Source organism: Chryseolinea soli (assembly GCF_003589925.1).
Classification (GTDB): domain Bacteria; phylum Bacteroidota; class Bacteroidia; order Cytophagales; family Cyclobacteriaceae; genus Chryseolinea; species Chryseolinea soli.
Window position 1 is genome coordinate 4,553,068 of the sequence record NZ_CP032382.1, and the last position, 23,928, is coordinate 4,576,995.

A 23,928-nucleotide genomic window follows, 5' to 3' on the forward strand; every position below is an offset into this window, starting at 1 on the left:
ATGAAACGATATACAATTGTTTTGCTGACACTCCTCGCAGTGTCGGCGTGTACGGATGAACTGAACCAGGTAAATCCCAACAGCCTCACCACGGTAAATTTCTGGAAAACGCAAGCCGATTTCGAGTCAGGGTTGGCCGCTTCCTACAAAGTGTGGAAGGATGTGAACAACGGCTATTGGGCCGTGCGTGGCATCGAGCTCACCAACGGACGCGGCGATGATTCCTTCATCCGCAACGACGTGAAAGATCTCTACCAGCTTTCAACCTTCACGAACAACGCTACCACGGGCACACCCGCCAGCATGTTCACCGGCGCTTACAATGCCATATTCCGTGCCAATCAGGTGATTGAAAATCTGCCGGCAAGTGAATTGTCCGCCGATCTTAAAACGCGGTTGACGGCAGAAGCAAAATTCCTGCGCGCGGTCAACCACTTTAACCTCGCTACGAATTTCGGATCGGTGCCGATCATTACCGCGGTGCCGAAAACGGCCAGCGATGCCTTCATCGCAAAATCACCCGAAGCCGATGTGTGGGCACAAGTGATCACCGACCTGAAAGATGCGGCCGCCGGCTTGCCGGTGTCGTATGATGCCAGCGGTGTGGGTCGTGCCACGAAAGGTTCTGCGCTGGGTTACCTGGGCAAAGCCTATGTGTACACCAAGAACTGGCCCGAAGCCGAAAACACGTTCAAGCTGTTGGCTCAACCCAATGGCCAGCCGCAGTCGCCGTTCACCTATGATCTGCTCACCAACTATGAAGACAACTTCCTGGCGGGTATGGACAACAACAAAGAATCGTTGTTCGAGATCCAGATCCAGAACGTAGGCGGAACCGCTCCCTGGAATGGTGAGAACGCAAACGAATCGCAAGGTGTCACCACCGCGCAGGAATTTGCGCCCACCGAAGTGGCCGGCTGGTTCGAAATGTTCCCGACCGACAAGATCTTCAACGAGTTTGAAAAAGAGAAAACAACGGACAACGATTTCGACCCCAGAATGTATGCATCCCTGGTATGGGATTATCCCGGAGCGACGTACTACAATCTTCCTTACACCTCGTTCTCGAATCCTTTCAACTCGAAGGCCAGAATCCGCAAGTATCAAAACTGGCGCAACAACAACGAAGGCATCTGGATCTCCGAGATCAACGAAAAAGTTCTCCGCTATGCCGACGTCCTGCTGATGTATGCCGAAACGCTTACCATGCAAGGTCGCCAGGCCGAAGCCTACCCGCTCATGAACCGCATTCGCGAACGTGCCCACCTGGCCGATCTGACCGTTGGTATGTCTGCCGACGCCATGATGGCGGAGATCCGTCACCAACGCATGATCGAGTTCTATCGCGAAGGTCTTCGTTTCTATGACCTCAAGCGTTGGGGCCTCGTGCAACAAGAGATCACCAACAGCGACAAAGTAGGCCGCGAGTTCTACGAAGACAAGTTCCAATACTTCCCCATCCCGCAAAACGAGATCAACACCAACATCAAGATGGTGCAAAACGATCCTTGGTAGACGCGTTGATGAAGTGTTCTTAAAATAAAACAACCAGCATTTTGCTGGTTGTTTTATTTTGTACCGTCGCGGATGCGATCGAAACGCGCGGGAATGATGGCGCTGAGTTTACGAAATTAAATATCCAAATCCGGTATAATCGTCCACTGGTAACCAAATTTCAGACCGGCCAAATCCCGGAAGCCGGCGGAGGAAGGCGGGCCAACAAACATGTTGGTGGGTTCGTCAAAACTTCCTCTGTCGAGCTGGAGCGTACCACGCCCGTTGTCGTGGGCGAGCATGAGTAAGCTGTGGATGATGGCATCCACCTCGTCTGTGCTGAGTTGATTGGAACCACTAATGTTCATATCGATGATGTGGTGGGTTCCCGGCAGGATGACATGTTTCAATTGGGGGATACCTTCCAGCCCAACCGACCATAGCTTTGGATTCAGACTCAGATCTATGGTTTCAGGCCCATGATTGCGATTGATCAGCATGACCCCGAGATTCGGTAAGCCTTGGAAGTCGATCGCGTCGATCTTGCCCAGGTTGAAACCCGCCGAGAACCACCGGATCGTTTCGAGTGCGCCGGTGATGGAGATATCATACTGGCCCGGTGCCGGATAGGTGTGATTCAGTCCGGTCGGCTCTACGTCGGAAGGAAAGGCAATTTCTTCGTGTGTGCCATCGCCCCACGACACGTCGATCGTTTTGCTGGCACCACCACCTATGGAGCATGAGAAAAAGAGATCGTCGTCAACCACCGCCGTTAAGGTGAATAGATTCAGCAACACCTTCAACGGCTCGCCGTGCAAGGCTGCGAACAGTTCGTTAAACATAAAATCCTTCGTGAAGGTCCCGTATCCTTCTTTGGTCACGACCAGCCGGTAGGGCATGTGCGGGTCGCCCGAGAAGGCGATCACATTGGTTCGCGCTTCCAGCGGATAGGTTCCGACGGTCGTCGAGCCGCGACTGAGTGTGGCCTCTGCCGTGGTCATCGAAACTTCCCCGTCGATGGAAACAAAGACCACTACCTTCAGGGTGTTGACGTAATTGATCTGAAATGTGGCATAGCCAAAATCTTCGGGTATGCGCTGTGACACGTCAACGACTTCCATGTCTACGGTAGTAACTGCTGAATTCGAAACCACGAAGCTGTAGGGAAGGGGATGGGTCACGGCCGTGGCCAGGGGCGATCCTGCTTTTGGTGTGGCATACAACACGTTGTTGTCGTCGTCCACCAGCAAGAAGTCGGTGATGGCATACGTGCCCGGCGGGAGTTCGATGGGGTCCGTCATGAGATTGGAACCGATGTGCAACAAGGGTATCCTTTTGCTGGTGAACACCGGATCGCCGATGCTATTCTCCAGGCTGAGCAACAATGCGACGGGCTCTGCCGTTTCGGTTCGGCCACCGGAAGGAGCTGAGGGGTGAACGCCGAACGTGAACTGAACCTTTTGCAGGGCGACCGGGCTACTTTCATTCTTACAAAATTGGAGGGCTGTGCTCATCGCGACGAGTCCGATCCAAAATAGAATATTTTTCATGGTGGAATAATGCTAAAGTTTGATGATAAGGCATTTGAAACCTGCGCGTACTTCCTTACGCGCCCGGATCCGGAAGAACTTGCCAACCGTAATTTTCCTTCAGATCTCTTAGCATCTCCACGGAGGAGGGAGAAGGCGGCCCCACCATTCCATTGGTCGGGCTTGCCCAGTTTTTGTCGAGCAGGAAGCGGCCGTTCCGTGTGTTCCAGAGTGTCACCGAATCATGAATTTTTTGAATGATGTCGTCTACCTCTGCCGTTGACAGGTCACCAGGCCCCTGAATGTCCATGTAGCTGATCATATTGGCCAAGGGGAGCGACACATGATGCAGTTTCCTATCGCCGGCAAACGCTACGGAAGTGAGCTGCGTATTTTGACTGAGGTCTATCGAACTCGGGCCCGGCGTCAGCACGGCCCAGAACTCGTTCAGGTTGGTCAGGGCCTGCACATCGATGGCTTCGATGTTGGGCTGATCGTACGCTAGTCGAATCGATGTGATCGATTCCACATCGCCCGTGATCTTTATTTCAAAGCGGCCCAAGGTCGTGTAACTATGTTCGAAGCTATTCTCCGATGACGTGCCGTCGCCCCAATCCACATGGAAGGAAGAGCCTCCTTCCACGCTCATTCGGAAGTCGGAAGTTACGCCATCCGCGGTGTTCACCAGGATCGTGAATTGATGCAGCACAATTTGCAAAGGCGCGCCATGCAAAGAAGCGAGCAATTCGCTGTAGATAAAATCTTTGACGTATGTTTTGAAACCTTCCTTGATGACGATCAGGCGGTAAGACGCGTGCGTGTCGCCCGCGAAGGGCAGGAGGTTGGTTTTGGCTTCCAGCGAATAGTTGGCGATGACTTCATCACCATGATCGAGAATCGCGCTGGCCGTGGTCAGCACAAGCTCGCCGCCGGTGTTGATAAACACGGCCACTTGTAAGGTGTTCACCAGGTTGATATCAAAAGTAGCATAACCGAAATCCTCCGGCGTGCTTTGCGAAACGTCGACCACTTCCATGGCCACCGTGGTGGCGTCATCCGCCGATACGGTGAAAGCGTAGGGAAGCGGATGGGTGACCGCGCTGGCCAAGGGTGATCCGACTTTTGGAGTGGCATACAAAACCGAACCGGCATCATCGACCAGGAGAAATTCAGTAATGTTGTAAGTTCCCGTAGGCAATTGAATGGGTTCCGTCATCACACTGGTGCCCACGTGCAGCAAGTTTATGCGCTTGTGTGTGAACACGGGATCACCCGCACTGTTTTCAAGACTGATCAGTAAAGCGGAAGGTTCCGCCGTCTCTGTCCGCCCGCCCGAAGGCTGTGGCCGGAGGCCGAACGAAAATTGAACGTTCTGAAGACCGACCGGGTCCGTGTCGTTCTTACAAGTTTGGAGGGTTGCACCAACAACGAGCAACGCCATCCAGAGGAGGCACTTCTTCATGTTAGCTGGATTGATAAGATTAAGAAATAGGACTATAGACTACCTACTCCAGGTGGGCTGTGGTCTGTAAGAACAGGTTTTGATCAACGCGTTGCGAGAGGGGAGTGGGGGAGCGCATTGTTCAGGAAGGATCAAGGAGTATACACTAATGTAATTGATTTAAACCGGGAATCAAATTAAAGTCGACACACCGTGATGTGTGACAATGTCCTTGATCAAAAATTCCCAGGTCATTATTCGATCTGCACGACGATGAGGAGACCTCGCATAACATCCCCAGCGACGTTCCCCGACAAAATGAACCAACCCCAGTCACAAAAACCAATTTCTTTGTACTAAGAATATAACAACGTGTAATTTTTTTTACCCAGCTTCTTTTCCCCTTTGCAAATATTCTCCCCCGAAACCCACGGTTGACGCAACGCACCTACCTTCATAACAACCCGGAGTCATAACACCATCATCCAAAATCCAAACCAGGACGAACCCACCCTCGCCAAAAAAATCCCAAACCAAACTTTCCCTCCCCATCTCACTCATCCCTGAATACTGCCAACTGAATGCCAGCCACTAACTACTAACTACTGACTACTGGCTACTGACTACTGACTACTGACTCCCGATACCGTACATTTTATTATTCCCTCCACCGTACCTTCCCCCCAAACCCAACCTCCAACCCCTACGTACCACCAGCAATACAAATATTTGTCTTATATTATCCAATTATTGTTTTCCGAATCCCTATGAAAAAGTTCTTAAAGATTGCCGGGCTCGTACTCGGACTTGTCATTCTATGTGTCGCCGGTCTCGCCTTCTATGTCGCGAAGTTCCTGCCCGACGTAGGTCCCGCGCCGATCATAAAAGTGGATATCAGCCCCGCACAGATTGAACGCGGCCGCTACCTGGCCAACAATGTGATGGTGTGCATGGATTGTCACAGCACGCGAAACTGGTCGGAGTTTTCCGGACCTATCGTGCCCGGTACGTTCGGGAAAGGAGGCGATGTGTTTGACCAACGGGCGGGCTTTCCCGGCGTTTACTATGCCGCCAACATCACCCCGGCCGCGCTAAGCGCCCACACTGACGGCGAGATCTTCCGTGCCGTGACTACGGGTGTAAAGCGGAACGGCGAGCCGATCTTCCCCGTGATGCCCCATGGCCACTATGGCAAAATGGATGTCGACGATATCCACGCCGTGATCGCCTACGTGCGCTCGCTGGATCCCATCACCAACACACCGCCGGTCTCGCACTCTGATTTTCCGATGAATATTCTCATCAACACCATGCCGGCCAAGGCCGCCTTCACCGAACGCCCCGACACCACCGACGCCCTGGCGTATGGTGCATACCTGGTGAACGCCGCCGCATGCTTTGATTGCCACACGCCTTTTGACAAAGGTGCCTATGACGAAAACTTTGCTTTTGCCGGTGGCCGCCTCTTCAACATGCCCTTTGGCGCCCTGCGCTCCTCCAACATCACGCCCGACGAATCGGGTATTGGCAACTGGTCCAAAGAATTCTTCGTCGCCCGGTTCACCGCCTATCGCGACAGCGCCAACAGCCACCGGGCGGTAGATCCCACTAAAGATTTTAACACCATCATGCCCTGGACCATGTACGCCAACATGACGAACACGGACCTGGCCGCCATTTATACCTACCTGAAAACATTGAAGCCGGTAGCAAACACTGTAACGAAGTTTACCCCGCATCCGTAGAAGCAGGAGCCGGTTTGGAGCCGGCTCCATCTTTTATACGTATGCCCGATCTGTACGCCGTCACCCAACAGGATGTCATGTCCTTCTCTAAACACGCGGATGCTTTGCCGCAGGGAGGAGAATACGAACACGTAGTTTCGCAAAGCGCCTTGTCGGGCGTTTATCGTGAAAAGCTGATCAAGACAGCGCACTACCAGATCCGCGACATCCAGGCCGAATTCAGTCAGATGCTGAAAGTGGATTTTGAAGACGGGAACATGGAGGACTATGTCAACATCTGCATGTGCATGGCGGGAACGGAGTATGAGATCCGCTTCGACGCCAGTAAGATCCGGTCGCGCTTACAAGCCTCGCGCTATCATTTCAACTACATTCCCGACAGCCGGTATCAACTGGTGTTGCCCAAGAAAATACGCACGGTTCACCTGGCGATGAACCGCGACTACTATACGAACCTGCTGAATACATTTGAAATTCCGGCCACCGACCTGCAGAAGAACGTGCAGCGCGAAGAGCCCTTTAACAGCGGCCCCATCCATGCCGGCACGGCCATGAAAAATATTTTTATCGATTTGTTCAGCACGCCGCTCACCGGAAAGATCAAAGAACTGTATGTCGAATCGAAAGTGATGGAGATCGTGGCGTTGCAGGTAAACGAAAGGTTGGCCGTAAGCAAAGATCCCCAGGCCTTGCGCAAGAAAGATCGGGACACGTTCCACGATCTGAAGACCTACCTCGATCGCGCGTTTACCGAAGAACATTCCCTGAAGTCACTGTCTACCCAATTCGGCCTCAACGAGTTTAAATTAAAGAAAGGATTCCGCGAGCTCTTCGGCACGTCTGTCTTCGACTACCTGCTGGATCAACGTCTCTCCCTTGGCAAATCGCTCTTGCAGGAAGGCGGCTTTCGCGTGAATGAAGTGGCCGCTCGCATCGGCTACAAAAACGCCAACCATTTCTCCACCGCCTTCAAACAAAAGTTTGGGATCACTCCCAAAGACCTCAGAAAATAACTTCCTGTATTGATTTATCCTCCGGTGCTTGTCAACGTAGCGCGGAGTGGTCGCCATGCATTAATGCGCTCCGGGCGCCGCAAATTTTTTCGACCCGTCGTCGATCACCAATATCCAATCTTTTCCTCCTGACGGCGGCGTGAACGATTTGATGCCGCTTCCTTTCACGCTCTTTCCCGCGGTTGATTTTCCGGTGCGTGGATCGAACCACCAAACATTTTTAGTGGAGCCGCTGACTTTGCTGATGTCAATTTTAACGGGACTGTTTTGAGGCAAGTAAATAAAAGCATACGAACCGTTGGAATCGCGCGTGGCAATGATCACATCCAGGTAGGTGGTGCCGCGCGCTGAGGCGATCAGGTTTTGGTCGGGTATGCGCGAGAAATAAGGACGCGATAACATGAGGTCTTTCAGGTATTGCATCTCGCCCGCGGCTTCGGCGGTGGCGGCTTTTCGCCAGGCGATGAGGGTATCGCCCACGTTGATCGGTGGATTGAGACTGGTGTCGAGAAATTGCCAGACATGATGATGGCCGTACGTGACGCCGCAGCCACCGGCGAAGATGCCGCGGTAGATCCGTGCGCGCACATCGTAGGCGGTGAAGTAGCCACGGGCGCGCGTCCATTTTCCGTCCCAGGGGTTCACGGGATGGTCTTCATAACAGGGCTCCATGTCGAGCGTCGGTTTCTGAGGTTTCAGCGCGAGGTCGCGCGTCACCCAATCCCAGGCGGGCGTTTCGCGGGCACCGTGGCCCGATTGGAACGTGTTCATGTCCAGCCAAGGTTCGCTGTGGATCTGTTGTGAGGTCGAGTATTCGCCGCCAGACGGATGATAAGTGATGAATGCCTCCTTGCCCAGCACCCCTTCGATGCCGTGGGCCATAGCCGTCCAGATGGGCCGGTCGTCGAAACTCTTTCGCGTGGCATCGGGATTGGCCGCGTAGAATGCGGGACGATCGCCGCCGAGGATCCAGATCACATTCCAATCCCGGGCGTAGCGCTTGGCCAGCGTGGCGGCATATATCTCTGCATTTTTTTCGTTGAAGATCACCGGGCCTTCCCCCCACATCTGAGTGACCTTGTCACCCCATGTAGGAAGCAAACCGATGTACATACCTTTCTCGGCTGCCTTTCGGATAACGAAATCCACGTGATCCCAATAGTCATATGCATAAGGATCGTTCGGATCGTCGCCGGGTGTCTCTGCCAATTGGGTGGGGTCTTCGTTGTTGATCGGGAAATCGCCATAGCGATTGGGATGACGGATACCGTTGAATTCCGTTAGCCCCACGATCTGCAAAACATTGAAGCCTTGTGCGCTGCGAAGGGAAATAAATTCTTCGGCTTCTTCGCGTGTCAGACGATGGACCAATTCCCAATCGGTGTCGCCAAGCCAGAAGAAAGGCTTGCCGTCTTTGGTGGCGAGAAGGCGATTGTTGTCGCTCACCTTGATCTGCCCTGGAGCAAGAATGGATGAGCACAGAAGAAAAAGAAGGAAACAGGCGGTGGAGTAGGTTTTCATAAAGAGCGGTTCGGGCGCGAGAAGATACTAAAGAATTATTTATTTCGTAACCGGTTCCTTCATGCCACGCCGCAACAGCCTGTCAACGGATTTGGATCTACTCTTCTTTCGCATGTCTAAAGCCGATCTTTCGAGCCGGCTCGGTGGGCGGCGGCTCCAGAAGTTCTTTCAGGTAGGCGAAAATGACCCTGAAGTCGTCATCGTGTTGCGCTGCCTTTCGTTCGATTTGCTCGAGTTTCAATAAAATGTCTTTTGACGTAATGAGCAGTTGCCGCATCTTCGAGAACACCCGAATCACCTGAATATTTACAGAAATGGCCTGCTTACTGCCCAGAACGCTGGAGAGCATGGCCACACCCTGTTCCGTAAAAGCCATGGGTGCATAGCGGACACCGCCCCAACTTGAGGTGCCAAATTGGCACCTCAAGTTTTCGAGCTCCTGTGGCGAGAGCTCAAACATGAAATCTTCGGGGAAGCGTTCGATATTTCGCTTTACTTGTCGCTTCAAATACCGGGTTTCCACGCCATAGAGTGCGGACAGATCCATATCGAGCATCACTTTCTGTCCGCGGATCAGGTGGATCTTGCTGATCACAGCGTCGTCTGAAACGGTTAGGCTATCGGTCATCTCTTAAACTTGAACTATGTGCTACAAGCTTAAGAAATGAGACTGAAAGAAAATTGCAGTGACCTTTGTTAATGCCCACCCAACCCATGATCGCCCAGCGAATACATGACCGCAAGCTTCCATTCGCGCCCCACTTTTTTCAGGACGCGCGTCTCATAGTTCGTATATCGCTTGCCGTCCGCGCCATCGGTTTGCTGCAGAAAGTTGACCCACATCCATTCATTGGAAAATTTTTGGAAGAACCACTGCGATCGCACGATGTTGGGTTGCGGCTGGGGCTTTGGATTCTTGCGAAAAGCTTCTGTGAAATTTTTGCGGATGGCGGCCAGCCCTTTGAAAGAGCCATACGATCCGTTGGAACCATTCCAGGCACTTTGGGTGATGCGGTCGTCGACATAGAAGCTGAAGAGTTTGGTGCTGTCCTTGTTGAAGTAGGCGGCGGTCTCCGCTTCAATAATGCTGCGGATGGCTTGTTCATCCTGTTCGGTTGCTGCGAGGGATTCGCCTGCGAGGTTAGCTTCGCGGGGATGAAATGAAAAAACAGAAAAGACTGCACAGAGCAAGCAGGCGAGAGCGTAGGGAGTCCTCATATGGATTTTTTTAGATTGAATTGAACGGTTTGTACAACCGAATAAACGCAATCTTACTGTGGGTAAAGAAGAGGTGATGACGGAAAAAGCACCGTCACGATATTCAACCACGAAAGCCGAACAAACGCCGTTTGTCGAGGGTATATACTCGTTAAGCCGGAAGTCAGGGCAATGCTTCTTGGTGGTCGCCGTCTGAATAAATTCGTGCCGGATCGCTATACAAGCGCCTGGAATTTCATAGCTTGGTTGGATGCCTGCGCTTGTCGTAGCGCCACACCTTAATGCCGTAACGCTTTGGAAATCGAAACGCTGTCTGCTAAGACTACCTCCGTGGGATATTATCGTTGGCGTATTTGTGCGCTCCTGTTCTTTGCCACCGCCATCAACTACATCGACCGCCAGGTACTGGGCATCCTGGCACCACAACTGCAGACAGAAATGGATTGGAGCGATTCGCAATACGGATTGATCGTCACCGCTTTTCAAGTAGCCTATGCCATCGGCTTCCTGTTCATGGGCAAGCTCATGGACCGGTTTGGGTGTTGGGGAGGCTATGCGTTTTCCGTGTTGGTGTGGAGTGTGGCTGCCATGCTGCACGCGGTCGCCCGCACGGCGGTGGGTTTTGGCGGGTGGCGGTTTGCGTTGGGTTTGGGTGAGGCGGGTAATTTTCCGGCCGCCGTCAAAGTGGTGTCGGAGTGGTTCCCCATAAAAGAGCGGTCGCTGGCCACAGGCATTTTTCTTTCCGGCAGCAGCATCGGTGCGATCGTTGCGCCATTGGCGGTGCCCGTCATCGCCATTCACTATGGGTGGCAGTGGGCTTTCATCCTCACGGGTGCATCGGGTTTTGTGTGGCTGCTATTTTGGCTGGCCACCTATCGTCCCGTGGAGCAACACCCCAAACTTTCGGCATCGGAACTGGCCTATATTCAAAGCGATCCTCCCGAGCCCACCACGGAAGTGCCCTGGTTGCAATTGCTGAAGTACAAACAGACGTGGGCGTTTGCCCTGGCAAAATTTCTGAGCGACCCGATCTTCTCGTTCTACTTTTTCTTCCTGCCAAAATTTTTCAACAGTCAGCATGGTCTCACGTTGGATAAGATCGGGGTGCCCATCATGATCATCTACGTCATGTCCGATCTGGGCAGCATGGCCGGTGGGTGGTTCTCTTCGCACCTCATCCGGCGCGGATGGTCGGTCACTAAAAGTCGAAAGTTCACCATGTTGCTGGCGTCTGTTACGGTGACGCCGGTGTACCTGGCATCGCAGACCACAGACCTGTGGGTAGCGGTGGGGTTGATCGGGCTGGCCCTGTTCGCACACCAGGCATGGTCTGCCAACTTGTTGACGTTGCCTTCCGACATGTTTCCCCGACAGGCGGTGGGCTCTGTGGTCGGCATCGGCAGCACCGTCGGCGCCATTGGAGGAATGTTCGGCGCGACCACGGCGGGCTTCTTATTGCAGTCCACCCATTCCTACGCGCCGCTTTTTGTGGTCGCCGGCTCAGCCTACTTGGTGGCACTGGCCATTCTTCACAGCCTCACGCCGCGTTTGCGAGCCGCTATTCCTTAATTCTTTCCACGAATCACAAGCCGAACGCAGGAAAGGGGTGGAACAAAAAAGTTTGCACTCTTCATTTTCGGCTTGCGCGAAGTTTTTGCTTACTTCGCTTCCTTCAAATCATCAGAAAACATATGGTTATTGGAGTTGATGTAGGCGGAACAAACATCCGCGCAGGTCTGGAACGCGGTGGCGAGATCATTCATCCACGGAATGCGCCGTTCAACACACGGGGCAATTTGCGCGAAACGCTTGACGAGTTGACGCGGTTTATCCGCCCGCTTTTCGACCACGATGTGACAGGCATCGGCATCGGTGTGCCCTCGGTAGTTGACGTGGACAAAGGTATCGTTCTCAACGCGGCGAACATTCCGTCGTGGGAGCGTGTGCCCATAAAAGATATTCTGCACGAGGCCTTCAATGTGCCGGTCTATGTGAACAATGACGTGAATTGTTTTGCGCTGGGCGAGCACCGCTTTGGACAGTTGAAGGGCGTGAGGAACGGCGTCGGCATTTCTTCGGGCACAGGATTGGGCTGTGGCCTCATCATCAACCACCAGCTTTATTCCGGCACCAATTGTGGCGCGGGTGAGATCGGCCTGTTGCCCTATCTCGACCACAACATGGAATATTATGCCAGCGGGAATTTCTTTCGCGTAAACTATAACCTCAGCGGCGAAGAAGCCAGCCGCCTTGCCCAGCAGGGCGATCGCGAGGCTTTAAAATACTGGGACGCATTCGGTGTCCACATGGGGCAAGCCATCAAGAGCGTCATGTACGCCTATGATCCCGAAGCCATTGTGCTGGGTGGATCGTTATCGAAGTCTCTTAATTTATACGAAGCATCCCTGTATACTTCTCTCCAAGACTTTATCTATCCTGAGTCTGTGAAGCGTATCAAGATCTATCAATCACAAAACCCGAACATTGCTTTGTTGGGCGCTGCGGCTTTAGTGCCGGAGCCGTCGTAAAATCAAGCGAGTTCCTTACTGCTTATTCACGCTGATCGGAGCGACATGCTTACTCATACTTGAGCGTGTCTGCCGGGTTCGTCTTCGCGGTCTTAAAGATCTGGAAGCTGATGGTGGCAAAGGCAATAGCCAATATGGTCACCGCCGGCAAGAGGAAAAGCGTCCACTGCAATGCGATCTTGTATGGATAGTTCGACAGCCATTGCTGCATCGCCATATAGGCCAACGGGAACGACAACACAATGGCCACCGCCACCAGTTTGATAAAGTCGGCCGACAAAAGCGAAACGATGCCCAAACGCGAAGCACCTAAGGCTTTGCGTATGCCGATCTCTTTCGTGCGCTGAACGGCCGTGTAGGAAGAGAGGCCGATCAATCCCAGGCAAGAGATGATAATGCCCAGCAGGGTGAAAATGGTCACTACTTTTGCAAAGCGGTCTTCGTCATTGTATTGGCGGTTATAGCGGTCTTCCAGGAATGAATATTGAAAGGCATTGTTGGGAAAAAACTTTTTGAAGACCGTCTCCACTTGCGCGATCACCGGCTTGGGATCATTGGTTTTGATCTTGATAGATGTTTCGGCGTAGGTGCTGTAGGTGGGAACGAACACAATGGGCTCCATCGGTTTCTTCAGCGACTCCTGGTGAAAATTGCCCACGACGCCGACGATGTGCACCTTCAAATCTCCATCCAATATTTCTTTTCCGATGGCTTCCTGCGCATTGGCGATCCCCAACAGTTCCACGGCATTCTGGTTTATGATCACACTGTTGATGGCATTAAAATTGAATTTGTGGTCGGTCGGTAAAAATTTACGTCCCGCCACCAGCGGCACATCATAAGTATCCATGAAATTATGGTCGGCACCAAAAAAGCTCATGGTGTAATGTGTGTCGGAAGGTTGTTCCGCGAGCCGCAGTCCGAATGTGCGGCCAAGCCGGTTGCCGGGGATCCGGCTTGACGTTGCCGCGCTGACCACGCCGTTGATCTTGGTGAGTTCGTCCTTATAATTTTCAACACGGGTCATGAAGGTGGAGTCCCAGGCCGTGAGTTCGGGTGGATCCACAAGCATGATGTTGCGAATGGCAATGCCCAGGTCGGCTTCGTTCATGAATTTTAATTGCTTGGAAACAATAAGCGTTCCCGTAATGAGGGTAGCGGAAGCTGTGAACTGGAAAACGACCAAGGCCTTCCGCATAAATTTCCCGCCCGACGAATGTTGAAACTTACCCTTCAAGACAGTCGCCGGCTGGTAAGACGAGAGTACGAAGGCCGGATAGAATCCTGCCAACAGCACACCCGATACTAGAACCAGGACGGCGATGATGATCGAGGGTGCTTGCATCTCACCCAACACCTTCAGCATCGACAGCGGGCTGCCGACAATATCGTTGAACGTCGACTGCGAAACCCAGGTGATCACCACGGCCACCACAAACGCGATCAAACTGATGAGAACGGATTCAAAGATAAACTGCCGCACCAATTGTGTTTTCAGCGCACCCATCACTTTGCGCAAGCCCACTTCCTTCGCACGGTCCAGTGCCCGGGAGGTGGTGAGATTGATGTAATTGATCCACGCAATCACCAAAATAAAAATAGCAACGATCAACATGGCCCACACCGCCTTGCCACTGGCCGTGCGTGCGATATCGTATTCATAGTCGGAGTACAAATGCGCTTTTTTCAACGGCTGCAAATAGAATTTTTCGACGCTGCCCGATACCTTGTCGCCTTTGAAATAGCGGTCGCTAAAAGCGGGAAACTTGCTTTCGAATGCCTTGTAATCTATGCCCGGTTTTAACACGATGTAATGCCGGAAATCCGACCACGTCCAACTGTCGTCGGCGCCGTGCTCTTCGGGACGGATGAGTGTGGCATACGACACCAGCGCATCGAACGTGATGTGCGAATTGTCAGGGTTGTTGGCACACACGCCGGTGATCTTATAGGGCTGCTGATCAAGACCCCAATAGAATGTTTTTCCCAGGATGCTGGTGTAGTCGCCGCCAGTAACGCCGTAATATTTTTTGGCCACACTTTCGGTCAGCACCACCGCATACGGTTCCTTTAAAGCCGACGCGCGATCTCCGGCCAACAAGGGAAAGCTAAAGACCGACAGGAAGTGCTCGTCCACAAAATGACAATTGTCGCCGCGGAATATTTTGTCGTCAATCTTCACGTTCATATCGCCACCCGGCATGAGACGCGTATACATCTCGATCTCGGGATAATCCTTGGCCATCGTCGGTCCGATGGTGGGATAGGTGATCGTGCCATGCTGGATCAGCTTGCCATTTTGAAAACGATCGTTGGTGACGCGATAGATGCGATCGGCGTTATCAAAAAATGTATCAAAGCTCAGTTCATGCGACACAAATTGAAAGATCAGCAGACAAACCGCCAACCCCGTGCCCAATCCGAAAATGTTGATCAGCGAAAAGACCTTGTTCTTGGTCACATTCCGAAACGCGATGATGAGATAGTTGCGCAGCATAATGGTGTTGATAAGTTGATAGGTTAATTTATTTCGAAGCACGATGCCGGGTCTGAAAAACCGGATCGCGTTCCATTCAAATCGGCGCCGGGCCCTGGATAGTCCAAACCGCCTGACGTCCGACGCGAACTTCTGGATCAGGTCGCCTTCGATCTCTTCCGCCAAATGATCGGGACAAACCGATCGTAGAAAACGAAGTGCCCAGGAGGGGGGATGGGGGGTCATACCGACATTTTTAATTGGGGAATAAGCTTCCAAAGATCCATCCGCGTTTCTTTCATTGTACGCAGCAAAGCCAGACCCGCACTGGTGATGGTGTAGATCCGTTTGCGTCGGCCGCCGCGTTCGCTGGTGGCCCCGCCTACCTTGGATTTTATCAGCCCTTTGTCTTCCAACCGGTACAAGGTCACGTGCACAGCGCTAAGGTTCACATCGCGTTTCAGGCGCTTTTCGATCTCCTCGGCGATCACCGCCCCATACGCCTCTTCCTGCAACACGCCCACCATGGTCAGGATCAATTCTTCGAACTCGCCGAGATACTCTTTGCCCATTTGCTTATATTTTGTTAAGTAAATAAAGCCAATGCCTTCCAGAAAAAAAAGAAATTTGAAGATTTACTTGAAAAGGGGGGAAAGGTTACAGACTTTCTCAGCGACCGGACTCTGGGGGGTCTAAAGAAAATATGTATCTTTCCCTAGAACTGACTTTTTAGAATGAAAGAAACACTTGCCCTTCGCGGAGGGCCCAAGACCGTGACCCGGAATTTTTCCTGGCCGGTTTTTGACGAAAGCGATGTTGCCGCCGTCACGCAGGTAGCCCAAAGCGGTCAGTGGGGAAACCCCGATTGCAGCGGCCTGGTGGAAAAGTTTGAAAACGAATTTGCCTCCTTTTGTGGCAGCAAGTATGCCATAGCGTGCGCCAACGGCTCCGTGGCGTTGCGGCTGGCGCTCATCGCATCGGGTGTAAAGCCTGGCGACGAAGTGATCGTTCCGCCCTACACCTTCATTGCCACGGCCACCATCGTGGTGGAGGCGAACTGCGTTCCCGTTTTTGTCGACATCGAGCCCGATACTTATAACCTCGATCCCGCCAGGATCGAAGCCGCCATCACGCCGCGCACAAAGGCCATCATCCCCGTGCACTTCGCCGGGCAGGCCTGCGACATGGACCGCATCATGGCGATCGCGAAAAAACATAACCTCACCGTCATCGAAGATGCGGCCCATGCCCATGGCGGCGTATATAAAGGAAAGAAGCTGGGGTCGATCGGTCATGCCGGCTGTTTTAGTTTTCAATCATCAAAAAACCTCAACGCCGGCGAAGGGGGATTGGTGGTGACCGACGACGAGTCGCTTTACAACATGATGAATTCCCTGCGCAACGTGGGTCGTGTAAAAGGAGGTCAATGGTATGAGCATCACTACCTGGGTTGCAACTATCGCATCACGCAATTCCAGGCGGCCCTGCTATCGCAACAACTTGCGCGCCTGGAAGAACAAACACGGGTACGCGACACCAATGGAAAATATTTGAGCAACCTACTGGCTTCGATCGACGGCATCGCCCCGCTCACGCGTGGACACGGCGAAACGGTGCACACCTATCACTTGTTTATTTTTCGATACGACAAATCGAAATTCGGAGGATTGTCGAAAAAGGAATTTGCCGAAGCGCTGGCCGCCGAAGGTGTTCCCGCATTCATGGGCTATCCGAAACCGATTTATGAGCAGCCGGTATTTCAACAAAAGAACTTCATGTGCTATGCCCTTCCCGACACGGTGGACTATACCCGTGTGCACTGCCCCGTGGCCGAACGCGCTTGCTATGAAGAAGCCGTGTGGATCTTGCAACATGCCATGCTCGGATCAAAAGAAGATATGGAGCAGTTTGCAGCGGCCATAAAAAAAATACAACACGCCGTTCGTCGCGACTGACAAACGGCGCCATCTTGAAACAAACCTATGAAACGCAACACCGTCATCGTCTTACTCGTCTTTCTCATTTTCTCCGTCATTTCGTTTCTCACCAACATTCTCGGGCCGCTGGTGCCGGATATTATAGACAGCTTTCAATTGAGCATCGGACTGGCGGGGTTCCTGCCGTTCTCTTTTTTTGTTGCTTATGGTGTGATGTCTATTCCGTCGGGTGTGTTGATCGAGAAGTATTCCGGGAAAACGGTGATCATCGTGGCTTTTGTCCTGGCGATGGTGGCGGCGCAGGTGTTTGCCATTTTTCCGCAATTTACGATCGCGTTGCTCTCGTTGTTCTCCATCGGCATCGGCATGGCGATGTTGCAGGTGGTGATCAATCCTTTATTGCGGCAAGCAGGAGGGGAGGAGCATTTTGCGTTCAACTCGGTGTTGGCCAATTTCTTTTTTGGGGCGGCATCGTTTCTCAGTCCGTTGCTTTATAGTTACCTCGTGGGGAACATTCACAGCCATCACGCCAGTGGCATCGCTGCGCTGTTCAACGGTCTGGTGACGCCGGAGTTGAAATGGGTCTCGTTGTACTGGGTCTTTGCCGTTACCTGCCTGGTCATGATCGTGGTCATTGCCGCGATCACCTTTCCAAAAGTGGAATACACGGCCGAAGACCGCATCGATACTGGCGAAACGCTTCGTGAACTGCTGCGCGACAAAACGGTGCTGCGCTTTTTTGTGGGCATCTTTTGTTATGTGGGCACCGAGCAAGGCATCGCAAACTGGATGTCTAAATTCTTACAACTCTATCATGGCGTAGATCCTGCCACCGTCGGCGCCACCAGCATTGCTTACTTTTGGGGCCTCCTCACCTTTGGTTGTTTTGTGGGCTTGTTGCTGCTAAAACTTTTCGACAGCCGTCATATCCTGATCGTTTTTGCCTTGGGCGCGATGCTCAGTCTTTTGTCCGGACTGTTTGGTGATGTGCGCATCGCGTTGGTCGCGTTGCCGCTCACCGGATTTTTTCTTTCGATCATGTGGTCCATTGTTTTTTCGTTGGGCATGAATTCGCTCCCGAAACATCACGGCACGCTGTCGGGGATCTTGTGCACCGGCATCGTGGGAGGTGCCGTGATGCCGCTGATCATCGGAGGTCTTGCCGAAAGCGTTGGACTGAGGTTCGCCATGTTGGTCTTGTGCATGACGTTGGGATACATTCTGAGCATTGGCATCGGGGCGCGACCCCTGGTGACCAACGCCCGGGTTAAGCGCTGGCGCGATTTATTTTCGAAGCCCGCTGTGGAATAATATCTACAACTATCCTGTTCTATGCTGATCGATTAGATCTGTACTCATTATATAATTAGAATCTAAAACTTTGTTCCGATATCATGGCCATTACCCAACTCAACCCCGAAGGCGTTTTTCCACCCTATCGCAACTATAGCCACGCCGTGGAGATCAGCGGCGATTCAAAACTGTTGATCATCAGCGGCCTCAACGGCTACGAGGCCGACGGTCAAAGCATGCCCGAATCGTTTGAGGAACAAGGTGAACTGATCTGGAAACACATCGGCACCATTCTGCGGTCGGCGGGAATGAATTATGCGAACATCGTTTCATTACGGACTTATTTAAGCGATCCGTCATTCGACGAAGCCAATGTCCGGTTGCGCATGAAATACCTGGGCGACAACAGGCCGGCGTTAACAGTGATATGCTGTCAGCTGTTGGAAACGAAGTGGAAGTTGGAGATCGAAGCCATAGCGGCGAAGAGCGCAGGTTAGGGATGAGCGGTGCTAAGCTTTGATGGACGTGGCATGATCACGTGCAGGCGCCGAGCAGCACCATCGCTATCATAAAGAATATAAGATGATCCAGCCGCAGGCGAAGTTTCTTCAATGCCTGGCTGATATGGTATTCAACCGCTTTTCCCGACACGTTCAGACGGGAAGCGATCTCTTCATTGGTGTAACGGTCGAAGCGACTGAGGCGGAAGATGGTCTTGGTAGTATCGGGAAGTTTGTCGATCTCACTGTTTAACAGCTCCAGCGTCTCGTCATAGGCCACGGCTTCCTCCGTCGTGTGTGTCTCCTCCGAAAAAGTCTGCTTGGCTTGGCGGACCAGTTTTTCCTGGCTCGCAATTTTATCGAAGTGATCGTAGATGCGATTTTTCATAGACCTGAACAAGTAGGCGCTCAGGTCTTCGACGTGGCCCAGGTTTTCGCGCTTCATCCAGAAATTCACAAACACATCCTGCACCAATTCCTGCGCGGTGGTCTTATCGCGAAAATAGTTATACGCCAGGCCATAAAGTTTAGCCCAGAAGAGATCGTAAATCTCTTCAAATTCCGCTTCCGTCATACCGGTTGAGCCGATCTTTAACATGCCATAAAATTGGGTTGGGCGTAGAAAGGTAGCAAAAATGCAATCGTTTTAAAAAAAATTACAATCGAGTTAGGGTAGCAGCGGGTCATAACCTTCTTACATATATACCAAGCCTGAAAAAAGTGCGATGAATAAATATGTATTGGCGGATCTGATCCGGCGTCTCCGGGCGGGCAAAGCCTCGGCTGAAGATAAATATCTGTTGGAACAGATCTGGCAGGAAGCGATGCGCGACACATCCTATCTCGACAGCTTGTCGGACGCGGAACGCGAAGTATTGAAAAAGAAGATGTTTGCGGCCACACAAGAAGAGATCGGTCGTCGCATGCAACCGCGCAAGGTTGTGGCCTGGCGCCCGTGGGCGTTACTCGCTGCAGCAGCGTTTGCCCTACTGTTCACCGTTTCAATCGTATTATATTGGAATGCCAACCGCTACACGGAAGTGCATACCGGCTATGGCGAACGCATTGCCGTCACGCTCCCCGACAATTCGACGGTTACACTCAATGGCAACTCTATACTCCGTTACCACAGGAAGTGGGATCATGAACATACACGCGAAGTGTGGATCGACGGCGAAGGTTTCTTTGCCGTGCAACACACCGTGAACCACCAGAAATTTGTTGTCCACGCTTCCGACCAACTCAACGTGGAGGTGCTCGGCACAAAATTCAACGTGAAGAGCCGCGAAAAGAAATCCGAAGTGATGTTGACCGAAGGGAAAGTGAAGTTGGACATGCAAAACACCCAGGCAAAGGCCAGTTCAGTTTTCCTCGCACCAGGAGAACTGGCCACCCTGGGCACTGACCGCCACCTCTCCAAACGCACCGTAAAACAAAAACAATACACATCGTGGCTGCAATACACTTTGTATTTCGACCGAACCACGCTGCGCGACGTCGCTGTTCTCTTAAAAGATACGTATGGGCTGGACGTTGTTTTTGACGACGCCACGCTGCAAGACCGCGAATTGTCGGGCGAAATCTCGTCCGCCAGTATCAATGACATTTTATATGCCATCGCCGAAACGTTCAACCTAAGCGTTACCCGCGATGGCACCAGTGTTTATATTTCTTCCAAATAAACTAACCGCAAACCCGTATGCTAAAACAGTACAGTAATTACTACACCGTATGGAGGAGTTGCTTATGTCTGGTGATGCTAAGTTTTCCAGCGCTCTTGTTGGCGCAGGACCAACTTTTTGCCAACGCCCTCCAAATGAACCGCACCACGCCGCGTCGTGCCGAAGTGCGTTCGTTGCGCGAGGCACTCGAAGAGGTGCAGGATCATTTTAACGTATCATTCTTATATGAATCTACCGTCCTGGAAGGAAAAGAGGTTTCCGCCAAGATCGCCATCAAAGGAAAGATCGAAAACACACTGACCAATTTGCTGGAACCCGTCGGTCTGCGATTCAAAAAGATCAATGACCGCACGTATTCCATTTTGCCTAAGACTGCCCCGAAAACTTCCCGCGATCAGCGCGGTGCGGCCGCTTCTGAAAAGGATAGTTCGGCTGACCTCAGTCCTTCTCCCGCAGATGCAGAAGCGTTATTTGAAGCAGCGGCCGAGAACCGGTTTGTCGAGATCGTCGTGCAAGGTACCATCACCGACGAGAACAATGGCCCCATCCCCGGAGCAAACGTGCTGGTGAAGGGAACCACGAAAGGCACCACTACCGATGCCGATGGTAAGTTCTCCATCAGCGTACCCGACGAAAATGCCGTGTTGGTCGTGAGCTTCATCGGCTACACGTCCGAAGAAGTGCCCGTGGGCAGCCGCACGACAATCGATGTGAAACTGACCCCCGACATCCAGCAGCTCAGCGAAGTGGTTGTCGTGGGATACGGCACACAGAAGCGCTCTTCCGTGACGGGAGCGGTGGCCACCGTGGGCTCCAAAGAAGTATCAGCGTTGCCTGTCGTGAGTGTGGAGTCGGCCATTCAAGGTCGTGTTCCCGGCGTGCAGGTAACCAGCAATGGTAGCCCCGGAACAACGCCTACGGTGCGCATCCGCGGGATAGGCTCCATCACCGGAGCTTCTCAGCCGCTGTACGTGATCGACGGCTTTCCTGCTGCAGGAAACCTGAACAATATTGATACGAAGGACATAGAGTCTGTCGAAGTGTTGAAAGATGCCGCTGCGTCAGCGATTTATGGATCGAGAGCGGCAAACGGGGTGATCATCATCACCACCAAGAGCGGTTCGCGCGACAGCAAAGTGCATGTGGATGTTGATACCTACTATGGTGTACAGAAAGCCTGGAAGCAATTGGATTTGCTCGGCACCGATGATTACTTGAAATATGGTACAGCATTGTTGACAAATGCCGGTAACGCTTTGCCCCCTCGGTTTTCGGCTATGAATGACCCGATCTACGCAGGATCAACCCAAACCTACGCGCAAACCAACAGCGACTGGCAGGGTGCCATGTTCCGGACCGCTCCGATTTCTCAAACGCAAGTGGCCTTGTCGGTGGGTTCGGAAAAATCCAAGTTGTATACCTCCGTGAGCAAATTCAACCAGGAGGGGATTATGCTCGGCACGAACTTCGACCGGTACAGTTACCGGTTGAATTATGAAAATAAGATCAGCAGCCGGTTCACGTTTGGCGAGAACTTTAACATCTCGTATTCCAGCACACGGAACCAGGCTGAAAGCGGTGGACGAACCATTCTGCAGCACATTATTCACTCGGTTCCTTACATCCCGATCTATGATCCTACCTTGCTTGGAGGCTTCCGGGCACCAAGCGGAAATGATGGATCGGATCCTGAAAATCCCGTGCGCATCGTTAGTATGGACTCCAACAAAGACAATGTGATGAACATTATCGGAAGCGGCTATCTGGAAGCCAAGATCTTCGATGGGTTGAAATACAAATTCACCGCCGGTGTGAACTATGCCGTACGCCGTCACTTGGAAGACTATCCCATGTACAACGATGGCTTTGTGTCGCGCAACCAGCATAACCTGGTCGACAACCGGAACACAAGCTTCTCTCCCTATCTGTCGAATCAACTCACCTACGATAAGACGTTTGGATCGCACGCGCTCAACGTGATCGCCGTAGCAGAGAAGCAAAACTACACGGGGTCAAACCTCAATGCCAGTGCGCAACAGGCCCGCAACGATATCGACCAGATGACGGGATCGTCCAATCCTACGCTGAGTGGCGACAAATCGGAAACGACGTTGTTGTCTTACCTGGCACGTGTGAACTATGAATACAAAGGAAAATATCTGTTGAGCGCTTCCATTCGCAGGGACGGTTTCTCCGGATTTGCACCCGATCACAAGTGGGGTAATTTTCCCGGCCTGTCGGTGGGCTGGCGCATGAACGAAGAGAATTTCATGAAGCAAGTGCCCACGATCTCCGAATTGAAACTGCGCGCCAGCTATGGTTCACTGGGTTCCATTGCCAACGTAGGGGCGTATGACTATCAATCGTTTATCAACACCAACACGTCCTACGATTTCAACAACGCACCCGCTGCCGGGGCTGCCTACTTCGACAAGATCCAAAACCTGAACCTGACATGGGAAAAAACAAAAATGTCAAACTTCGGTATCGACCTGGGTTTGTTTGAGAACCGCGTGACGTTTACCGCCGAATACTTTGTAAGGAATGTCAGCGACTTGTTATTGGATGTTATCCCCGCCAACTCGCTGGGCTATACGTCGGCCACAAAACAGAACGTGGCATCGATGAAGAACTGGGGATATGAATTTATAGCAGGCTATGCAAAGTCAACCGGCCCGATCACGTTCAACATCAGCGCCAACATCGGCATCATTCGCAATACGGTAAAACAACTGAACGCACCCAACGCCGTGTTGTACAGCGGCAAGAACGACGACTTTGGTGGGTTTCAAATCACACGCACCATCGCCGGCAGCTCGATCCAGGAGTTTTATGGCTATAAGACCGACGGCATTTTCCAAAACCAGGCCGAGATCGACGCAGCCAATGCCATCGACGGCAACGCGTCCACGAAGTATCAGTCCAACGCAGCCCCTGGCGACATTCGCTTTAAGGATATCAACGGCGATGGCGTGATCGATGCTTCCGACCAAGTGAGCTTAGGCAGCTATCTTCCGAAGTTCAATTACGGTTTCAATGTCACGGCCAACTACAAGAATTTCGACATGACACTCTTCTTCCAAGGTGTGCAAGGCAACAAGATCTACAACGGCACGAAGGTGCTCGGTCAGGGCATGCTCCGGTTATTTGGCGCCGAGAAAGAAGTGATGAATGCGTGGACGCCCGACAACACCAACACCAATGTTCCGCGTGCAGTGAACGGCGATCCCAATCAAAATTCACGGACATCGGACCGGTTCATCGAAGACGGTTCCTACTTCCGGTTAAAGAATATCAGTATCGGTTATTCCATACCGTCGGCGGGCATACAAGACCTGACCAAGGGCACACTTAAAAAACTCCGGATCTATATCTCGTCGCAAAATCTGTTCACCGTCACGAAGTATACGGGTTATGATCCGGAAATCGGTAATCGCTACCAGAACAGTACGGGCAACACGCTGATCAATGGTATTGACTATGGCCAGTTCCCGTCGCCAAGAACCTTCATGGCCGGTCTTCAAGTTGGGTTTTAAGGCGTAGCAACAAAA

General features: G+C 52.2%; 18 protein-coding genes. 10 read left to right on the top strand and 8 right to left on the bottom strand.

Going from position 1 to position 23,928, the window contains the following annotated elements:
- The gene (locus D4L85_RS19435; protein WP_160143855.1) at positions 1-1,515 is read left to right on the top strand and encodes a RagB/SusD family nutrient uptake outer membrane protein; all 1,515 of its coding nucleotides are present in this window, start codon (positions 1-3) and stop codon (positions 1,513-1,515) included.
- Positions 1,516-1,631: 116 nt separating this feature from the next.
- Here the strand turns inward: D4L85_RS19435 and D4L85_RS19440 are convergent, their stop codons facing one another.
- Together D4L85_RS19440 and D4L85_RS19445 are read right to left on the bottom strand one after the other, a co-directional pair.
- Positions 1,632-3,044, bottom strand: a complete 1,413-nt coding sequence (locus D4L85_RS19440; protein ID WP_160143856.1) for a hypothetical protein — start codon at positions 3,042-3,044, stop codon at positions 1,632-1,634.
- Positions 3,045-3,099: 55 nt separating this feature from the next.
- A complete protein-coding gene (locus D4L85_RS19445; RefSeq protein ID WP_119755870.1) occupies positions 3,100-4,485 on the bottom strand; it encodes a hypothetical protein in 1,386 nt (461 codons plus the stop codon).
- Between the two features lie 746 nt (positions 4,486-5,231).
- Here D4L85_RS19445 and D4L85_RS19450 point away from each other — a divergent pair.
- Both D4L85_RS19450 and D4L85_RS19455 read left to right on the top strand, forming a co-directional pair.
- Positions 5,232-6,209: a c-type cytochrome gene (locus tag D4L85_RS19450; protein WP_119755871.1), complete on the top strand. Its 978-nt coding sequence runs from the start codon at positions 5,232-5,234 to the stop codon at positions 6,207-6,209.
- A gap of 41 nt (positions 6,210-6,250) precedes the next feature.
- Positions 6,251-7,222, top strand: coding sequence for a helix-turn-helix transcriptional regulator (locus D4L85_RS19455; RefSeq protein ID WP_119755872.1), 972 nt, complete (start codon positions 6,251-6,253; stop codon positions 7,220-7,222).
- 60 nt (positions 7,223-7,282) lie between these two features.
- Here D4L85_RS19455 and D4L85_RS19460 read toward each other — a convergent pair whose 3' ends face one another.
- The 3 genes from D4L85_RS19460 to D4L85_RS19470 all read right to left on the bottom strand — a co-directional run bounded on the left by D4L85_RS19460 (position 7,283) and on the right by D4L85_RS19470 (position 9,961).
- Positions 7,283-8,743, bottom strand: a complete 1,461-nt coding sequence (locus D4L85_RS19460; protein WP_119755873.1) for a glycoside hydrolase family 140 protein — start codon at positions 8,741-8,743, stop codon at positions 7,283-7,285.
- A 97-nt stretch (positions 8,744-8,840) separates the two neighbouring features.
- Positions 8,841-9,371, bottom strand: a complete 531-nt coding sequence (locus tag D4L85_RS19465) for an ORF6N domain-containing protein (protein ID WP_119755874.1) — start codon at positions 9,369-9,371, stop codon at positions 8,841-8,843.
- Between the two features lie 68 nt (positions 9,372-9,439).
- The gene (locus D4L85_RS19470) at positions 9,440-9,961 is read right to left on the bottom strand and encodes a YybH family protein (RefSeq protein ID WP_160143857.1); all 522 of its coding nucleotides are present in this window, start codon (positions 9,959-9,961) and stop codon (positions 9,440-9,442) included.
- Positions 9,962-10,255: 294 nt separating this feature from the next.
- Here D4L85_RS19470 and D4L85_RS19475 point away from each other — a divergent pair, with 294 nt between their 5' ends.
- Together D4L85_RS19475 and D4L85_RS19480 are read left to right on the top strand one after the other, a co-directional pair.
- On the top strand, positions 10,256-11,530 hold the full coding sequence (locus tag D4L85_RS19475) for an MFS transporter (protein WP_119755876.1): 1,275 nt from the start codon (positions 10,256-10,258) through the stop codon (positions 11,528-11,530).
- Between the two features lie 122 nt (positions 11,531-11,652).
- Positions 11,653-12,489, top strand: coding sequence for an ROK family protein (locus tag D4L85_RS19480; protein WP_119755877.1), 837 nt, complete (start codon positions 11,653-11,655; stop codon positions 12,487-12,489).
- A 49-nt stretch (positions 12,490-12,538) separates the two neighbouring features.
- Here D4L85_RS19480 and D4L85_RS19485 read toward each other — a convergent pair whose 3' ends face one another.
- Together D4L85_RS19485 and D4L85_RS19490 are read right to left on the bottom strand one after the other, a co-directional pair.
- Positions 12,539-15,211, bottom strand: a complete 2,673-nt coding sequence (locus D4L85_RS19485; protein WP_119755878.1) for an ABC transporter permease — start codon at positions 15,209-15,211, stop codon at positions 12,539-12,541.
- A complete protein-coding gene (locus D4L85_RS19490) occupies positions 15,208-15,537 on the bottom strand; it encodes a PadR family transcriptional regulator (protein ID WP_119755879.1) in 330 nt (109 codons plus the stop codon). Before D4L85_RS19490 ends, D4L85_RS19485 begins: the two co-directional genes overlap by 4 nt.
- Positions 15,538-15,699: 162 nt before the next feature.
- On the opposite strand from D4L85_RS19490, the gene D4L85_RS19495 reads away from it, so the two are divergent.
- The 3 genes from D4L85_RS19495 (at position 15,700) to D4L85_RS19505 (ending at position 18,692) form a co-directional block, all read left to right on the top strand.
- The gene (locus tag D4L85_RS19495; protein ID WP_119755880.1) at positions 15,700-16,920 is read left to right on the top strand and encodes a DegT/DnrJ/EryC1/StrS family aminotransferase; all 1,221 of its coding nucleotides are present in this window, start codon (positions 15,700-15,702) and stop codon (positions 16,918-16,920) included.
- 27 nt (positions 16,921-16,947) lie between these two features.
- On the top strand, positions 16,948-18,213 hold the full coding sequence (locus tag D4L85_RS19500; RefSeq protein ID WP_119755881.1) for an MFS transporter: 1,266 nt from the start codon (positions 16,948-16,950) through the stop codon (positions 18,211-18,213).
- Positions 18,214-18,296: 83 nt separating this feature from the next.
- Complete coding sequence (locus D4L85_RS19505; RefSeq protein WP_119755882.1) at positions 18,297-18,692, top strand: RidA family protein; 396 nt, start codon at positions 18,297-18,299, stop codon at positions 18,690-18,692.
- Positions 18,693-18,729: 37 nt separating this feature from the next.
- Here the strand turns inward: D4L85_RS19505 and D4L85_RS19510 are convergent, their stop codons facing one another.
- Complete coding sequence (locus D4L85_RS19510) at positions 18,730-19,293, bottom strand: RNA polymerase sigma-70 factor (protein ID WP_119755883.1); 564 nt, start codon at positions 19,291-19,293, stop codon at positions 18,730-18,732.
- A 127-nt stretch (positions 19,294-19,420) separates the two neighbouring features.
- Here D4L85_RS19510 and D4L85_RS19515 point away from each other — a divergent pair, with 127 nt between their 5' ends.
- Complete coding sequence (locus tag D4L85_RS19515) at positions 19,421-20,377, top strand: FecR family protein (RefSeq protein ID WP_119755884.1); 957 nt, start codon at positions 19,421-19,423, stop codon at positions 20,375-20,377.
- Between the two features lie 17 nt (positions 20,378-20,394).
- Entirely contained in the window at positions 20,395-23,913 is a 3,519-nt protein-coding gene (locus tag D4L85_RS19520; RefSeq protein ID WP_119755885.1) for a SusC/RagA family TonB-linked outer membrane protein, read from the top strand.
- The last annotated feature ends 15 nt before the right edge of the window (positions 23,914-23,928 follow it).

Coding starts and splice junctions, on each gene's coding strand:
- D4L85_RS19435 (WP_160143855.1), top strand. CDS start 1: ATGAAACGATATACAATTGTTTTGCTGACACTCCTCGCAGTGTCGGCG.
- D4L85_RS19440 (WP_160143856.1), bottom strand. CDS start 3,044: ATGAAAAATATTCTATTTTGGATCGGACTCGTCGCGATGAGCACAGCC.
- D4L85_RS19445 (WP_119755870.1), bottom strand. CDS start 4,485: ATGAAGAAGTGCCTCCTCTGGATGGCGTTGCTCGTTGTTGGTGCAACC.
- D4L85_RS19450 (WP_119755871.1), top strand. CDS start 5,232: ATGAAAAAGTTCTTAAAGATTGCCGGGCTCGTACTCGGACTTGTCATT.
- D4L85_RS19455 (WP_119755872.1), top strand. CDS start 6,251: ATGCCCGATCTGTACGCCGTCACCCAACAGGATGTCATGTCCTTCTCT.
- D4L85_RS19460 (WP_119755873.1), bottom strand. CDS start 8,743: ATGAAAACCTACTCCACCGCCTGTTTCCTTCTTTTTCTTCTGTGCTCA.
- D4L85_RS19465 (WP_119755874.1), bottom strand. CDS start 9,371: ATGACCGATAGCCTAACCGTTTCAGACGACGCTGTGATCAGCAAGATC.
- D4L85_RS19470 (WP_160143857.1), bottom strand. CDS start 9,961: ATGAGGACTCCCTACGCTCTCGCCTGCTTGCTCTGTGCAGTCTTTTCT.
- D4L85_RS19480 (WP_119755877.1), top strand. CDS start 11,653: ATGGTTATTGGAGTTGATGTAGGCGGAACAAACATCCGCGCAGGTCTG.
- D4L85_RS19485 (WP_119755878.1), bottom strand. CDS start 15,211: ATGACCCCCCATCCCCCCTCCTGGGCACTTCGTTTTCTACGATCGGTT.
- D4L85_RS19490 (WP_119755879.1), bottom strand. CDS start 15,537: ATGGGCAAAGAGTATCTCGGCGAGTTCGAAGAATTGATCCTGACCATG.
- D4L85_RS19495 (WP_119755880.1), top strand. CDS start 15,700: ATGAAAGAAACACTTGCCCTTCGCGGAGGGCCCAAGACCGTGACCCGG.
- D4L85_RS19500 (WP_119755881.1), top strand. CDS start 16,948: ATGAAACGCAACACCGTCATCGTCTTACTCGTCTTTCTCATTTTCTCC.
- D4L85_RS19505 (WP_119755882.1), top strand. CDS start 18,297: ATGGCCATTACCCAACTCAACCCCGAAGGCGTTTTTCCACCCTATCGC.
- D4L85_RS19510 (WP_119755883.1), bottom strand. CDS start 19,293: ATGTTAAAGATCGGCTCAACCGGTATGACGGAAGCGGAATTTGAAGAG.
- D4L85_RS19515 (WP_119755884.1), top strand. CDS start 19,421: ATGAATAAATATGTATTGGCGGATCTGATCCGGCGTCTCCGGGCGGGC.
- D4L85_RS19520 (WP_119755885.1), top strand. CDS start 20,395: ATGCTAAAACAGTACAGTAATTACTACACCGTATGGAGGAGTTGCTTA.